This window comes from Mesorhizobium sp. M8A.F.Ca.ET.202.01.1.1, from assembly GCF_004791595.1.
Taxonomy (GTDB): Bacteria; Pseudomonadota; Alphaproteobacteria; order Rhizobiales; family Rhizobiaceae; genus Mesorhizobium.
In genome coordinates this window covers 108,753-123,023 of record NZ_SRUN01000015.1, presented here as the reverse complement: position 1 = coordinate 123,023, position 14,271 = coordinate 108,753, and the positions used below count along the sequence as shown (strand labels likewise).

At 64.4% G+C, this 14,271-nt stretch carries 15 protein-coding genes; 8 read left to right on the top strand and 7 right to left on the bottom strand.

Going from position 1 to position 14,271, the window contains the following annotated elements; genetic code table 11:
- Positions 1-36: 36 nt before the first annotated feature.
- On the top strand, positions 37-333 hold the full coding sequence (locus EN845_RS27980) for an ATPase (RefSeq protein WP_127873090.1): 297 nt from the start codon (positions 37-39) through the stop codon (positions 331-333).
- 84 nt (positions 334-417) lie between these two features.
- Here the strand turns inward: EN845_RS27980 and EN845_RS27975 are convergent, their stop codons facing one another.
- Together EN845_RS27975 and EN845_RS35570 are read right to left on the bottom strand one after the other, a co-directional pair.
- Positions 418-804, bottom strand: a complete 387-nt coding sequence (locus tag EN845_RS27975) for a hypothetical protein (RefSeq protein WP_127873091.1) — start codon at positions 802-804, stop codon at positions 418-420.
- 175 nt (positions 805-979) lie between these two features.
- A complete protein-coding gene (locus EN845_RS35570; protein ID WP_245511820.1) occupies positions 980-1,459 on the bottom strand; it encodes a hypothetical protein in 480 nt (159 codons plus the stop codon).
- A gap of 154 nt (positions 1,460-1,613) precedes the next feature.
- Between EN845_RS35570 and EN845_RS27965 the strand changes: the two genes are divergently transcribed.
- The 3 genes from EN845_RS27965 (at position 1,614) to EN845_RS27955 (ending at position 4,785) form a co-directional block, all read left to right on the top strand.
- Positions 1,614-2,588 (top strand): L-threonylcarbamoyladenylate synthase, encoded by a 975-nt coding sequence (locus tag EN845_RS27965; protein ID WP_167531502.1) that lies wholly within the window; start codon positions 1,614-1,616, stop codon positions 2,586-2,588.
- Between the two features lie 9 nt (positions 2,589-2,597).
- Positions 2,598-4,028 carry an FAD-binding oxidoreductase gene (locus tag EN845_RS27960; protein ID WP_127873094.1) on the top strand — a complete coding sequence of 477 codons (1,431 nt, stop codon included), beginning with the start codon at positions 2,598-2,600 and terminating at the stop codon, positions 4,026-4,028.
- A 190-nt stretch (positions 4,029-4,218) separates the two neighbouring features.
- Positions 4,219-4,785, top strand: a complete 567-nt coding sequence (locus EN845_RS27955) for a DUF6101 family protein (RefSeq protein ID WP_127873158.1) — start codon at positions 4,219-4,221, stop codon at positions 4,783-4,785.
- A 213-nt stretch (positions 4,786-4,998) separates the two neighbouring features.
- On the opposite strand, the gene ubiA is transcribed toward EN845_RS27955, so the two are convergent.
- The gene (ubiA, locus tag EN845_RS27950) at positions 4,999-5,982 is read right to left on the bottom strand and encodes a 4-hydroxybenzoate octaprenyltransferase (protein ID WP_167531507.1); all 984 of its coding nucleotides are present in this window, start codon (positions 5,980-5,982) and stop codon (positions 4,999-5,001) included.
- A gap of 68 nt (positions 5,983-6,050) precedes the next feature.
- The gene (locus EN845_RS27945; protein WP_127873096.1) at positions 6,051-6,962 is read right to left on the bottom strand and encodes a LysR family transcriptional regulator; all 912 of its coding nucleotides are present in this window, start codon (positions 6,960-6,962) and stop codon (positions 6,051-6,053) included.
- Between the two features lie 90 nt (positions 6,963-7,052).
- On the opposite strand from EN845_RS27945, the gene EN845_RS27940 reads away from it, so the two are divergent.
- Positions 7,053-7,874, top strand: coding sequence for a phytanoyl-CoA dioxygenase family protein (locus tag EN845_RS27940; RefSeq protein WP_127873097.1), 822 nt, complete (start codon positions 7,053-7,055; stop codon positions 7,872-7,874).
- A 164-nt stretch (positions 7,875-8,038) separates the two neighbouring features.
- Complete coding sequence (purD, locus tag EN845_RS27935) at positions 8,039-9,316, top strand: phosphoribosylamine--glycine ligase (protein ID WP_127873098.1); 1,278 nt, start codon at positions 8,039-8,041, stop codon at positions 9,314-9,316.
- Positions 9,317-9,338: 22 nt separating this feature from the next.
- Here the strand turns inward: purD and EN845_RS27930 are convergent, their stop codons facing one another.
- On the bottom strand, positions 9,339-10,448 hold the full coding sequence (locus EN845_RS27930) for a glycoside hydrolase family 25 protein (protein WP_127873159.1): 1,110 nt from the start codon (positions 10,446-10,448) through the stop codon (positions 9,339-9,341).
- A 175-nt stretch (positions 10,449-10,623) separates the two neighbouring features.
- Positions 10,624-10,860 (bottom strand): hypothetical protein, encoded by a 237-nt coding sequence (locus EN845_RS27925; RefSeq protein WP_127873099.1) that lies wholly within the window; start codon positions 10,858-10,860, stop codon positions 10,624-10,626.
- 202 nt (positions 10,861-11,062) lie between these two features.
- On the opposite strand from EN845_RS27925, the gene EN845_RS27920 reads away from it, so the two are divergent.
- Entirely contained in the window at positions 11,063-12,832 is a 1,770-nt protein-coding gene (locus EN845_RS27920) for an acyl-CoA dehydrogenase (RefSeq protein ID WP_127873100.1), read from the top strand.
- A gap of 19 nt (positions 12,833-12,851) precedes the next feature.
- Complete coding sequence (locus EN845_RS27915) at positions 12,852-13,604, top strand: crotonase/enoyl-CoA hydratase family protein (protein ID WP_127873101.1); 753 nt, start codon at positions 12,852-12,854, stop codon at positions 13,602-13,604.
- A gap of 11 nt (positions 13,605-13,615) precedes the next feature.
- Here EN845_RS27915 and pdxH read toward each other — a convergent pair whose 3' ends face one another.
- Positions 13,616-14,233 carry a pyridoxamine 5'-phosphate oxidase gene (pdxH, locus tag EN845_RS27910; protein WP_127873102.1) on the bottom strand — a complete coding sequence of 206 codons (618 nt, stop codon included), beginning with the start codon at positions 14,231-14,233 and terminating at the stop codon, positions 13,616-13,618.
- Between the last annotated feature and the right edge of the window lie 38 nt (positions 14,234-14,271).

Here is a 14,271-nt window from a genome sequence, read left to right as displayed (position 1 = left end):
AAAAGGGACATGTTCCCCAACCCAACGGAGGCTTCCATGAATTCCGATCACGAAATCGAAGTGACAGAAGAAACCTCGGCCCCCGCCGAGGCGATTGAATCCGCTTCCGAAACCGCTCTCGATCATGCCGCTGCCGCGGTCGAAGCCGCCGATCTGTCAGACGAAGACGAGGATGGTGATGACGAAGAAGGCGACGACGAAGACGGCGAAGAGTCCGACGAAGACGACGCCGATGACGCCGGGAAGGCCGAAGGCGACGACGCCGAGGGCGAGGAAGAATCCGAAGACGGCGAGGCCGAAGAAGACGACGACGACAAGGAAGAAGCGGCCTGATTTTTCAGGCGGATTTCGCGAAAAAGGGCGGCGCTCTCGCGTCGCCCTTTTTCGATTTGATTGGTTTTCCCGAACGCCGACTTTTCAGTTCTCCAGAATGCTGACGCGCACGCTGTTCTCGTAGACGTCGACCTGGATCAGCGGTTCGCCATTGACGATGGCGCGCTTGGTTGAGGAACTCATAGCGCCGGGGCGCTCCAGCATGCGCTGCAGGTCGGCCCGCTGGTCATTGGTCCTGAACCAGGCGTCGCCCTCGTCGTCGCTGTCGCGGCGATGGAATTTGTGCCAGTTGGCGCGGTCCTGCCGCACCATCTGCGCGGCGCTGTCCAGCGCATAGCCGTCACTTGCCTGGTGATCGCGATCGGAAATGCGCGCGACATAGGATCCCAGCATGTCGTCCGCATGGGCCACGCCGCTAAGCAATGACGCCAGCAAAAGCCCAGCCACTGTAACGGTCTTCGATTTTTTCATGAGCAACCCCCTTGCCTTGAACGATGCAATCCCATCTGCCGGAGCCGCTTGGCGAAAGGCCGACCGCAGGGCCGCCAGCGAGATACGTCTGGAAGAAATTCGCCTGACAATGGTGCACGGGGCGCCGGACTGCCGTCAAGCCGTTGAGCATTTTGATCGGTCAGTTGGCAGGTCGCTATTTGACCTTGCCGGCTCCTGAAGCCGGCTGTTTGGCTGGCGGTGGCGCGGCTGCCGCCGCTTTTCCGTGCGCTGGCGCGGGGGCTGCCGAGGCGGTCGCTGTCGCGGGTGCGGTCGCTGCCGCGGGTGCGGTTGCCGTAGCGGGGGCGGTTGCCGCAGCCGGCGCCTTGGCTTGCACGGGTGTCTGGAAGGCGCCGCCGACGACGCCGCCACGAATGATCGTCGGGCTCTGCGGGAAGGGGTGCCTCGCCTCGGCCTTGTCCGGGATTGCCGCCACCTTTTCATAGGTGACGTCGGGCTCGCCGAGCGCAACGACCGACACCACGTCGCTCGCCTTGCCGTCGGTCGCCTTCAGCACAACGACGGAGGGCGTCGAGGCCGGCGCGCCGGGAAAGACCAGCGACGAGGCCTGAGTCTCGCCAACCGCGGCAGCCAGAGTGATAACAAGCGTTCCCCAGATACGCAAAGACACTGACATAGCTCCCCATTGCCCAGAAGCTGCACGATAGGGCCCGGCGATTGATGCCGGCTTTCATGGAAAGATAGCATTTTAGGAATTGACGAATTGCCTTTGCCCGCTTGCCCCGGCGGCGCTGTCGTACTACGCAGCCGGCATCCGCGAGGTGACGAGAGTGGCTGAAATACTTGCCGTCGGCGAAGCGATGGAACCGGCGTTGGCGCTGCTTGAGGGCGGCGATGTCGTCGCCATTCCGACAGAGACCGTCTATGGACTGGCCGGCGACGCCACCAACGGCATCGGCGTGGCGCGCATTTTCGAAGCCAAGGGTCGGCCGCGTTTCAATCCGCTGATCGCCCATGTCGCCGACATGGCGATGGCCGAGCGCATCGCGCTGTTCGATCCGCTGTCGAGGAAACTCGCGCTTGCCTTCTGGCCGGGTCCGCTGACGCTGGTGCTGCCGCAGCGCCCCGGCAACGGCATTCATCCGCTGGTCACCGCCGGGCTCGACACGATCGCCTTGCGTATGCCGAGGGGGTTTGGTGGCGACCTGATCGCCAGGCTTGGCAGACCGCTTGCCGCGCCCAGCGCCAATTCATCCGGCAGGATCAGCGCGACGACGGCGCAGGCCGTTGCGGTGGACCTCGGCGCCCGCATCAAGCTCGTGGTCGATGGCGGCGCCACACCGGTCGGGCTGGAATCGACCATCGTCAAGGCCGAAGGCGAAAGATTGCGCCTGCTTCGGCCCGGCGGCATCGCCGCCGCGGAGATCGAGGCGGCCATCGGCATGGAGTTGCTGCGCGGCGGCGCTGCCGGGGTCGAGGCGCCGGGCATGCTTGCCTCGCACTACGCGCCGGGCGCGGCGGTGCGGCTCAATGCCGGCACGGTTGGCGAAGACGAAGCGTTGCTTGCCTTCGGCGACCAGCGCGCGGAAGGCTGGCATCATGCGGCCGCATTCTTGAACCTGTCCGAAACAGGTGACCTGCGTGAGGCGGCAAGCAATCTCTTCGCCTACATGCAGGATCTCGACCGTAGCGGCGCGCGCACCATCGCGGTTGAGAAGATTCCCTTTGACGGGCTCGGCGAGGCGATCAACGACCGGCTCTCCCGTGCCGCCGCTCCTCGTGACAACGCACAGCCCACAACGTAGTTTTCCCGGATGACCGAAACCGCCAAGACACTCGATCCCGCTCTCATCGATCGTTTCGTGGCCATCGTCGGCGACAAATATGCGCTGCGCGACCAGCAGGACATCGCGCCTTATCTCATCGAGCGACGCGGCCTCTGGCATGGCGCGACGTCCCTGGTCCTGCGGCCGGGCAGCGTCGACGAGGTCAGCCGGATCATGCGGCTGGCGACAGAGACCGGAACGCCAATCGTGCCGCAAAGCGGCAACACCGGGCTGGTCGGTGCGCAGGTGCCTGACAAATCCGGCCATGAGATCGTCCTGTCGCTGTCGCGGCTGAACCGCATCCGCGAGATCGATGTCCTGTCCAACACGGTCACGGTCGAGGCCGGCGTCATCCTGCAGACCTTGCAGGAAGCGGCCGACGCCGCCGACCGGCTGTTCCCGCTGTCGCTCGCCGCGCAAGGCTCCTGCCAGATCGGCGGCAATCTTTCGTCCAATGCCGGCGGCACCGGCGTGCTTGCCTATGGCAATGCGCGCGAGCTCTGCCTCGGCGTCGAGGTGGTGCTGCCGACCGGCGAGGTCTTCGACGATTTGCGCAAGCTGAAGAAGGACAACACCGGCTACGACCTGAAGAACCTGTTCGTCGGCGCCGAAGGCACGCTAGGCGTGATCACCGCCGCCGTGCTCAAACTGTTTCCGAAGCCCAAGGGAAGGGACGTCGCCTTCGTCGGCCTGTCGTCGCCCGAGGCCGCCCTTTCCCTGTTCAGCCTGGCCATGGACCGCGCCGGGGCCGCGCTCACCGCCTTCGAACTGATCGGCAAGCGGCCATACGATTTCACGCTGGCGCATGCCCCGGGCGTGACACGGCCGCTGATGGAGGATTGGCCCTGGTATGTGCTGATGCAGATATCGTCCGGCCGTTCGTCGGAGGATTCGCGGGCGCTGATCGAGGATGTGCTTTCGGCGGGTCTCGAGAAGGAATTCGTCGGCGATGCCGTCATCGCCGCCAGCCTCGGGCAGGGCGATGCCTTCTGGAACTTCCGCGAGCTGTTGCCCGAGGCGCAGAAGCCGGAAGGCGCTTCGATCAAGCACGACATATCGGTGCCGATCGCATCGATACCGCGCTTCATCGCGGAGGCCGCCGGCGCGGTGGCCTCGGTCAGTGCCGGCGCCCGGGTGGTCTGCTTCGGCCATATGGGCGATGGCAATCTTCATTATAACATTTCACGGCCCGTCGACGGCGACGACGAGGCGTTTCTGGCGCTCTACCATGCCATGAACAGGGCCGTGCATGACGTGGTGCGCAGCCTGCACGGTTCGATCTCGGCAGAGCACGGCATCGGCCAGTTGAAGCGCGACGAACTGATCGCCACCGCGCCGCCGATGGCCATCGATCTGATGCGCAGGGTGAAGACCGCCTTCGACCCGGCCGGCATCATGAATCCCGGTAAGGTTATCTGATCCTTTCAACATCTTGTGGCTGGTGGCATTCCGATAACCATCCCTGAGATCAGCAAAATTTAACCGACTTTCTTAAGCGCGGCGGTAAGGAGCCGGCGCTACTGTTTCCCCATAACGAGGCCGGGAAAACTGGCCCGGAGAGAACCGGACACCGGCTCTCAGGAGACAGACAGGAAGGCGCTCTATGAACGTGAACACCGGACTCAAGCCAGTCTGGGCGGGACGCAACATGCGTCTCGACCCATTCCGCCTGCCGCAGGTGGTGAGCTACGCGACGCGCGACGATTATGGCGACGTAACCTTCACCATCGACCAGCGCGGCGCCGTGATCCGCCGCCTGCTCGAGATGAGCGGCCTGCCGGCGATAATCGTACTGCCCGCCAATGCATTTCGCGGTGTCGCCGCCCGTGCGATGGAGGATCCGGAGGGCAATGTCACTGTGACCCTGGAACTCCTGCACAACGATCCGATGCTGTCGGTGCCGCTGCTGGTGGCCGACGATCTCGAAGACGTCGCCGCCGATTGGCGCGCCTGGGCCGATGCCTACCGTCTGCCGATGCTGCTGATCGAATCGGACGGCGTCGCCCGTACCCTGGAAGAATCGCTCGGCGCCGCCATCAAGACACTGCCGCCGCAGGACCGTCGCAAGGGCCGCGTTTCCAACACGCGCCGCCCGCGCTTCCTTGCCCGTCGCAGAACCGGGAACCTCGGCCTCAGGCTGGTCATCGACGGCCAGGAAATCATTTCCCGCGATTAGCTTTCTTCTCCCCGTCTCTATACGGGGAGAAGTGCCCGGCAGGGCGATGAGGGGCAGCGCCGACCTCCGCTGATTTGGCCATTTCAAACTTTGGTAGAATGCAAGCGGCCTGTCGCCGCCGTGCATTTCGCCTCGCCTTCAAGGTCGGCGCTGCCCCTCATCCGGCTGCCGCCACCTTCTCCCCGTATAGTGACGGGGAGAAGGAAAAAGCCGCTAAACCAGCGGCTTCAGCGCCACCCACAGCGCACCACCGATCAGGCCGAGGAAGATCAGCCAGCCGACCTGGTTGTTCGACCGGAACAGCCGCAGGCACTGGTCCGGATCGCCGATATCCAGCACCGCGATCTGCCGGGCCAGATGCGCACCGGCGCCGATCAGTCCCGCCAGCGCCACCACCGGGGCCTGCGCCGAGGCGAAGGCGATGGCGAAGCAGATCAGCATGCCGCCATAAAGTCCAGCGAGCCACGCCTTGGTGTTGTCGCCGAACAGCCGTGCCGTCGAACGCACGCCGACAATGGCATCGTCTTCCTTGTCCTGGTGCGCGTAGATCGTGTCGTAGCCGATCACCCACAGGATCGAACCGATATAGAGCATGATGGCGGGGCCATCGAGATCACCGAACTCGACCGCCCATCCCATCAGCGCGCCCCAGGAAAAGGCAAAGCCGAGAAACAGTTGCGGCCAGTTGGTTATCCGCTTCATGAATGGATAGACGGCGACGATCACCAGCGAGCAGACGCCGAGCAGGATGGCGAAGCTGTTGAACTGCAGGAGAACCGCCAGGCCAACCAGGGCCTGCAGCACAAGAAACAGCCAGGCTCGCCGGCGCGTGGTCTGGCCGGACGGCAGCGGGCGCGAGCGGGTGCGTTCGACCTGGTTGTCGATGTCCTCGTCGACAATGTCGTTATAGGTGCAGCCGGCGCCACGCATGGCGATGGCGCCAATCAGGAACAGCACGAGGTACAAGGGCGCCGGCAACAGCGAAAGCAGCGGGTCGCCAGGCCGGGGATAGGCGCTCGCCGCCAGCGCGGCCGACCACCAGCATGGCCACAACAGCAACTGCCAGCCGATCGGCCTGTCCCACCGCGCAAGCTGCGCATAGGGCCAGATCGCGCGCGGCAGCACGCGGTAGACCCAATGGCCGTTCGGCGCATCGGCGACGCGGCCCTGGGCCGCTTTCGACTGGACAGGTTCCATTGGCATGGAGTGGCAGCAGCGGCGGAACCCGTCAAGCGGCAAGCAGGCAGGGAGCGCCCAACCATCCGTCAGGAGGTGAAGATATCGCGTGTGGAAAACCAGACTTTCGCCACCTCGATGAAAGCCAGCGCCGCGTTCGACACGCGCTGCTGCGTATCGTGGGTGAGAATGATGCGCTGCATGGGCAGCGGATCCGACAGCGGTTTGCAGATCAGGCGTAGGCCGTCATAGCTGTGGTCGCCATGCGGGCGGGTATAGCTGACCGCGACGCCGAAACCGTTGGCCACCATGCTGCGCTGGAGTTCGAACGAGCTTGCGCGGATGTCGGTGACGGGCGACAGGCCGCGGCCCCGGAACAGGTCTAGCATATGGTGCCAGCTATGCGGCTGGTCGGTTGTGATCAGCGGGTAGGCGGCCAGATCCGCTAGGCTGACTTCGGAACGTTCGGCCAGCGCATGGCCCGCCGGTAACAGCGCATGCGGCCGCAACTCGTGCAGCAGGATGCGGGTGAAATGCGACGGCAGGCCGAGATCGTAGCTGAGGCCGAGATCGACGGCCGCGTCCGCCAGGCGCCGCCCGAGCGTCTCGAACGTCTCGTCGCGGACGATGACGGTGACCGCTGGATGGCGTTCGGAGAAGGCGCGGATGAGGCCCGGCGCGAAAAAGGGCGCCAGATCCTCGAAGCAGCCGAGCACCAGTTCGCCGCCGACCGCCGAGTTGGCCTTCCCCAGGCCCAGGAGTTCGTCTGTCTCGGCAAGAACCTGTCTGGCCTTCGCCACCACGACACGGCCGAAGGAGGTCAGCGAAACACCGCTTCCCCGCTGGCGCACGAACAGTTTCTGGCCGAAATCCTTTTCGATGGCGTCGATGGCCACCGAAATAGACGGCTGCGAAACGTTGAGCGCCCGGGCCGCGCCGGTGACACTGCCATGGCGGGCGACGGCGATGAGATAGCGGAGTTGGGTGAGGGTGAGACTCATAGTCAAAACCTATGTGTCAGATGAGAAGTTATTATTTTACTGAATGAGCGGCCATTGCGATAGTCGCCTCCATCCTGAAAGGAGGACATTATGGCTTCCCAAACCGCTACACGGGCAACGGACACCGAAATCATCGATGCCCGGACAATCGCCGACTACCAGCGTGACGGCGCGGTCTGCATCCGCGGCGCCTTCAAGGGCTGGGTCGACACGATCGCCGCCGGCATCGAGCGCAACCTGCAGAACCGCAGCGCCACCGCGTCCGACATCGCCAATGGCCGCGGCAGTTTCTTCGACGATTACTGCAACTGGGAACGCATCCCCGAATTCGTCAAGGTGGTGCGCGAATCGCCGGCGGCGCGACTGGCAGCCGCGGTGATGCAGTCGCGCACGGCGCAGTTCTTCCACGACCATGTCCTGGTCAAGGAACCCGGTACGCAGAAACCGACGCCGTGGCACCAGGACATTCCTTATTATTTTGTCGATGGCCAGCAGACGGTGAGCTTCTGGATCCCCATCGATCCGGTGAAGGAGGCGACGCTGCGCCTGATCGCCGGCTCGCACAAATGGGACAAGATGATCCTGCCGGTACGTTGGTTGGACGACGGCAATTTCTATGCGGCCGAGGGCGATTATCGTCCGGTGCCGGATCCCGACCAGGATCCATCGATGAAAGTTATCGAATGGGAGATGGAGCCCGGCGACGCCATCCTGTTCGACTTCAGGACGGCGCACGGCGCGCGCGGCAATATGACAGCGGCACGGCGCCGGGCGCTGTCGCTGCGCTGGGTCGGCGACGATGCCCATTATGTCGAGCGGCCCGGCCGCACCTCGCCACCCTATCATGGCCATGGCATGCAGCCGGGGCAGAAGCTGCGCGAGGACTGGTTCCCGGTGGTCCACCAGGGCTGAGCGAGTGCCGGAATAGGGGCGCCGGTGGCGGGCGCCCCTTTTGCGCAGGGGGATAACGTTCCCGTGCGCAATTCCGATCAATCCACCCTGATGCCTTGACCCGTCGTCCAGAGAGCAATAGCGGGTTGTTCTCTCTATGGGATAGTTGGCATCAAGAGGTGGCCATGAACGTTCTTCTTCTCGGCTCCGGCGGCCGCGAACATGCACTGGCCTGGAAGATCGCCGCCTCGCCGCTGCTGACCAAGCTCTATGCCGCTCCAGGCAATCCGGGCATCGGCGCAGAGGCCGAGCTGGTGAAGTTGGATATTGCCGACCACGCCGCCGTCGCCGCCTTCTGCCGGGAGAAAAAAATCGACCTCGTCGTGGTTGGCCCGGAAGGGCCGCTCGTCGCCGGCATCGCCGATGATCTGCGCGCCGAAAACATCCGCGTCTTCGGGCCTTCGAAGGCCGCCGCGCGGTTGGAAGGCTCGAAGGGCTTCACCAAGGATCTCTGCGCCCGGTACAACATCCCGACCGCCGCCTATGGCCGTTTCGGCGATCTGGCCTCAGCCAAGGCCTATGTCGAAAAGACAGGCGCGCCGATTGTTATCAAGGCTGATGGGCTCGCCGCCGGCAAAGGCGTCACCGTCGCCATGACAATGGATGAGGCGCAGGCGGCACTCGCTTCCTGCTTCGACGGCTCCTTCGGCGCCGCCGGCGCGGAGGTGGTGATCGAGGAATTCATGACCGGCGAGGAGGCGAGCTTCTTCTGCCTCTGCGACGGCACCACGGCACTTCCTTTCGGCACGGCCCAAGACCACAAGCGTGTCGGTGATGGCGATGTCGGCCCCAACACCGGCGGCATGGGCGCCTATTCGCCGGCCCCGGTGATGACGCCTGACATGATCGAGCGCACCATGCGCGAGATCATCGAGCCGACCATGCGCGGCATGGCCGAGCTTGGCGCGCCCTTTGCTGGCATTTTGTTCGCTGGCCTGATGATCACGCAAAACGGGCCGAAGCTGATCGAATACAACACCCGCTTCGGCGATCCGGAATGCCAGGTGTTGATGATGCGGCTCAGGGACGACCTGCTGGTCCTGCTCAATGCCGCCGTCGACGGCCAGCTTGCGCATACCTCGGTGCGCTGGCGTGGCGAGGCGGCGCTGACCGTGGTGATGGCGGCGAGGGGTTACCCCGGCACGCCAGAAAAAGGCTCCGTCATTCGTGGCGTCGAGGACGCCGCGGGCGAAGGCGTCCAGATTTTCCATGCCGGTACCGCCATCAATGGCGGCGCCCTGGTTGCCAATGGCGGCCGCGTGCTCAACGTCACGGCGACCGGCGCCACGGTTGGCGAGGCGCAGGCGCGCGCCTATGCCGCGCTCGACCGCATCGATTGGCCGGACGGGTTCTGTCGCCGCGACATCGGCTGGCAGGCCGTGGCGCGCGAGAAGGCTGACTGAAGCTCCGACCGATGGGCGGCGGCTACCGCTGGCTGCGATCGAGTTCGGTCGAAGCGGTGCTGAGCGGATCGGCCGCTGCGAAGGCGGCGTCGAGTTGTGCGGGCGAGCGCTGCCCGGTCCGCTTCCAGGCGACATACTGGACGATGCCGAAGCCCGGCCGCGGCGGCACCGTCTTCACGACAGGCATGCGAAACCCGTCGCGGAATTTCGACCAGCGCGAACCGAGCACCGCGACTATTTCCTCGACAGTCGGCGGCGTCGCCACATCGGCGTAGATGATAGTGGCCTTGCCGGTCAGGGCGGCTTCCCGCGAGAGTGGCACCGGCACGCTGGCAAGATAATCGGAAGGCACGTCGATCAGCCCGCCGAACGGCCATTGCTGGCGCAGCGCGGCGGCATTCGTCGGCACCACATTGACGTCGATATCGTTCGGCGTGCCGGCGACCCGATAAGGGCAGCGGAACCGGCCGCAATTGGCCTGTGCCGAGAACTGCCAGAGCGCATAGCCCTGCCAGTTGCCCATCGGAAAATGCACTTCGATGTCAGGTTTGTAGCGCGCGTACCAAAGCGGCAGCCGCGACAGGAGCCGGTATTTGTAGCGGTTGTCAGCGATGTACTGGGCGGTCTTGCCGTTGGTGTAGAGCACAGGGAAGCGACCGATGCGCCGGTGCACCTGGCGCACGAACTCCTCGGCGTCGTCGAGCGACATCCATTGCGTGGGATCGATGCCCTCGATGTCGAGGGCCATGAGGTCGTCCGGTGCGGGGTCGGCGAAATCGAGGAAATTGTTGGCTTGCTCGACTGGATTGCCGGGGCGGGCGAGGTGATAGGCGCCCCATTTCATGCCGAGCGCCTTGGCCACGACCCTGCGTGTCTGGAACAGCTCGCGCGTCACCGCGTGGCGCTTCCATAGCGTCTTGCAGAGCTTCACCTCGGTGTCGCCGCCGGAACAGAAATAGGGTGGCGGCATGCCGTCGGACGCCTTGTTGATGAAGGCGACGATGCGCTTGTCGGTGGCAAGCTGGGCCCAGTCGATGGAATTATATTCGTAGGCGTCGATGACCAGGGCGCGGTCGGCGTTCTTCCACGGCTCGGAGAAATCCGAAGCCTTTGCCGCGGGCGACAGCGCCATTGCTGCCGCGAAAGCGAGAAGCGCCGTGCGGCGAAGGAAGCGCGCCGTCCTTTTCAAAACAGGGAATCCCCGTTGATCAAGGGCGAATGCTGAACCGCTATGGTTAAGGAATACTTTTCGAGCCGATGCGGTGGGTCAGGCGAACAGCTTCAACGCCGTCGCTACCAAGCTGTGGTCACCGTCGGATAAGGGGCTGAAATTCAAACGGGTCGGGCGCCGGCTCCTGCCGCAGCGTGCCCTCTGCAGCGCGCTTGCGGTGGTGGGCAAGCGAGCATCGCGGCGAGCACAATATGCCGCGATCCGACCAGTAGGCGGCGCCGTTTGCCAGCTCGCCGTGATAGTAGGAAAACCCGGCTGCCCGGTAGGGCAAGCCGCATTCGATACAGCGATAGGCGTCAGGTCTGGCAAGCATGGAATGTTCCGGTCGGCTGGTTTTTCGCCGGTCGAGTTGATCCGGCATCGGTCGAATTTAGTACAGGCCGGCCCGATTGCAAAATCCGCGTGACAAAATTTGACGTTTACGTAAAAAGGAAACGGGAGCCGCCCAAAGGCGGATGGTTTTGCGGCGGCACTGGCTCTAGGGTCGGCCGATGCATCAGGGAGGATCGTGCGGCATGTATCGGGCACCGGTCGAGGATATCGCGTTCACCCTGAAGCATGTGGCTGGCATGAAATCCGCCCTCGATGCCGGAGCGTTCGGCGATCTCGGCGAGGATCTGGTCGATGCCGTCCTTGGCGAGGCCGGCCGTTTCGCCACCGAGGAGGTGGCCCCGCTTTACAAGATCGGCGATGAACAAGGTGCCGTGCTGAAGGACGCGGTCGTCACCACCCCGACGGGCTGGAAAGAACTCTATCGCCGCTGGATCGACGGCGGCTGGAACGCGCTCTCCGGGCCGGAAGAGTATGGCGGGCAGGCGCTGCCGACCATGCTCGGCGTCGCCGCGCTCGAAATGTGGAATTCTGCCGCCATGGCCTTCGGCATCGGCCCGACTCTGACCATGGGGGCGGTCGAAGCACTGGACAAGCACGCTTCCGAGGACCTCAAGGCGACATATCTCGCAAAGCTCGTGTCCGGCGAGTGGATGGGCACGATGAACCTGACCGAGCCGCAGGCCGGATCGGACCTCGCTGCCCTGCGCGCCCGCGCCGAGCCGGCCGGCGATGGCACCTACCGCATCTTCGGTCAGAAGATCTTCATCACTTACGGCGAGCACGATTTCACCGACAACATCGTCCATCTGGTGCTGGCGCGGCTTCCCGATGCGCCCGCCGGGACGCGCGGCATCTCGCTGTTCCTGGTGCCGAAGTTCCTGGTCGGGGACGATGGGTCGATCGGAGCGCGCAACGACGTCTTCTGTTCCGGCCTCGAGCACAAGCTCGGCATCCACGCCTCGCCGACCTGCACCATGATCTATGGCGACGGCTTTCAAGGCGCCAAGCCAGGCGCCATCGGCTGGCTGATCGGCGAGGAGAACAAGGGCCTCGCCTGCATGTTCACCATGATGAACAATGCCCGTCTGGCCGTGGGCATGCAGGGTGTTGCGGTCGCGGAAGCCGCGACCCAGAAAGCGATCGCTTATGCCAATGAACGGCGTCAGGGCAAAGCGGTGGATTACGCTGGTGCCGGCATGGCGCCGATCGTTCACCACCCCGACGTGCAACGCAATCTCCTGACGATGAAGGCGCTGACGCAGATCGCCCGCGCCATCAGCTACAGTTGCGCCCATGCCATCGATCTCGCGCGCGTGTCGCCCGGCGACGAGGCGGCGCATTGGCGCGACCGTGCCAATCTCTTGACGCCTCTGGCCAAGGCTTTTTCCACCGATGTCGGCGTCGAGGTCGCCTCGCTCGGCGTCCAGGTGCATGGCGGCATGGGCTTCATCGAGGAAACGGGTGCGGCCGCCCTCTACCGCGACGCCCGCATCGCGCCGATCTACGAGGGCACCAACGGCATCCAGGCGATCGATCTGGTGATGCGCAAGCTGCCGCTCGGCGGCGGCGAGCACGTGCATCACTATATCGACGAACTGGCCGGTATCGCCAATGCAGTGCGCACCTCCAACCTGCAAGGCTTCGGCCGAACTGCCGATCTCCTGGATTCAGCCCTTGGCAATCTGACGCAAGCAACCCGCTTCGTGCAAAAACTGGCGGCCGATGGTCAGACGGACAAGGCGCTGGCCGGCGCCACGCCGTATCTGCGGCTGATCTCGCTTGCCGCCGGCGGCGCCTATCTGGCGCGCGGCGCCCTTGCCGACCACGGCCGTATCGCGCTTTGCCGCTTCTTCGCCGAGAACCTTCTCGGTGAGGCCGGCGCGTTGAAAGACCGCGTCATCGACGGCGGCGACAGCCTTGCCGTTGCCGCCAACGCGCTGATTTCCGCCTGACATTCACTGAGGAACAATCGTGACAGACCACATTCTCGTTGAGCGCCAGGGCGCGATCCAGATCATCCGCATGAACCGCCCCGACAAGAAGAACGCGCTGACGCGCGCCATGTATGCGACGATGTCGGCGGCACTTGCCCAAGGCGACGCCGATCCGGCGATCCGCGTCCATGTCTTTCTCGGCGTGCCCGGCGCATTCTCCTCCGGCAACGACCTTGCCGACTTCATGGTGGTGGCCACTGGCGGCGATGGTGGCGCGGAGGTCTGGGATTTCCTGATGGCGCTGGCCCGGGTCGAAAAACCAATCGTCTCGGGCGTCGACGGTATCGCGGTCGGCATCGGCACCACGATCAACCTGCATTGCGACCTCACCTTCGCCACGCCGCGCACCGTGTTCCGCACGCCGTTCGTCGATCTCGGCCTCGTGCCGGAGGCTGGATCGAGCCTTTTGGCTCCGCGCATCCTGGGCCAGCAGGGCGCTTTCGCCCTGCTCGGCCTCGGCGAGGGCTTTTCGGCCGAGCGCGCGAAGGCCGCCGGGCTGATCTACGAGGTGGTCGAGGAAGGCGCGCTGGAAGCTTCGGTGCTGGCGGCGGCTGGCCAGATCGCGGCCAAGCCGCCGCAGGCGCTGAGAATCGCGCGCGACCTGATGCGTGGCTCACGCGACGATCTTGTCGCCCGCATCGGAGTGGAGAGCGAGCATTTCCGTGAGCGGCTGAAATCCGACGAGGCGCGCGCGGCCCTTACGGCATTCATGACCAGGAAAAAGGGCTGAACCTTACCTTTTCAGGGATATAGCCTCGTCTTGCTCCAGCCACCATCGGCGTCACGCGAGAAGACCACCCGGTCATGCAGCCGGAACGGCCTGTCGTGCCAGAACTCGATCGTCTTCGGCACGATGCGGAAGCCCGACCAATGCTTTGGCCGCGGAATCTCACCGATGGCATAACGGGCCGTGTATTCGGCAACCGCTTTTTCCAGCGCGAAGCGGCTTTCCAGCGGGCGCGACTGTTTCGAGGCCCAGGCGCCGATGCGGCTGCCGCGCGGGCGCGTCGCATAATAGGCGTCGGCCTCGGCATTGTTGACGATCTCGACCGGACCGCGCACGCGCACTTGCCGGCGCAGCGATTTCCAATGGAAACACATCGCCGCCTTCATGCTGCCTAGAATCTCATGGCCCTTGGCGCTCTCGAAATTCGTGTAGAACACAAAGCCGCTTTCATCGAACCCCTTGAGCAGCACCATCCGTACGTCCGGCATGCCCTCGGCATCGACGGTCGCCAGCGCCACGCCGTTGGCGTCGTTGATTTCGCTCTTGGTGGCGTCGTCCAGCCATGCGGCAAAAAGGCGAAACGGCTCGGCGGCCTGGGTAAAGTCACCGCTTGTTAACTCTGCATCACTCATAGTTTTTCTCAAATTGTCACGAAATCAGGGAGGTTGCC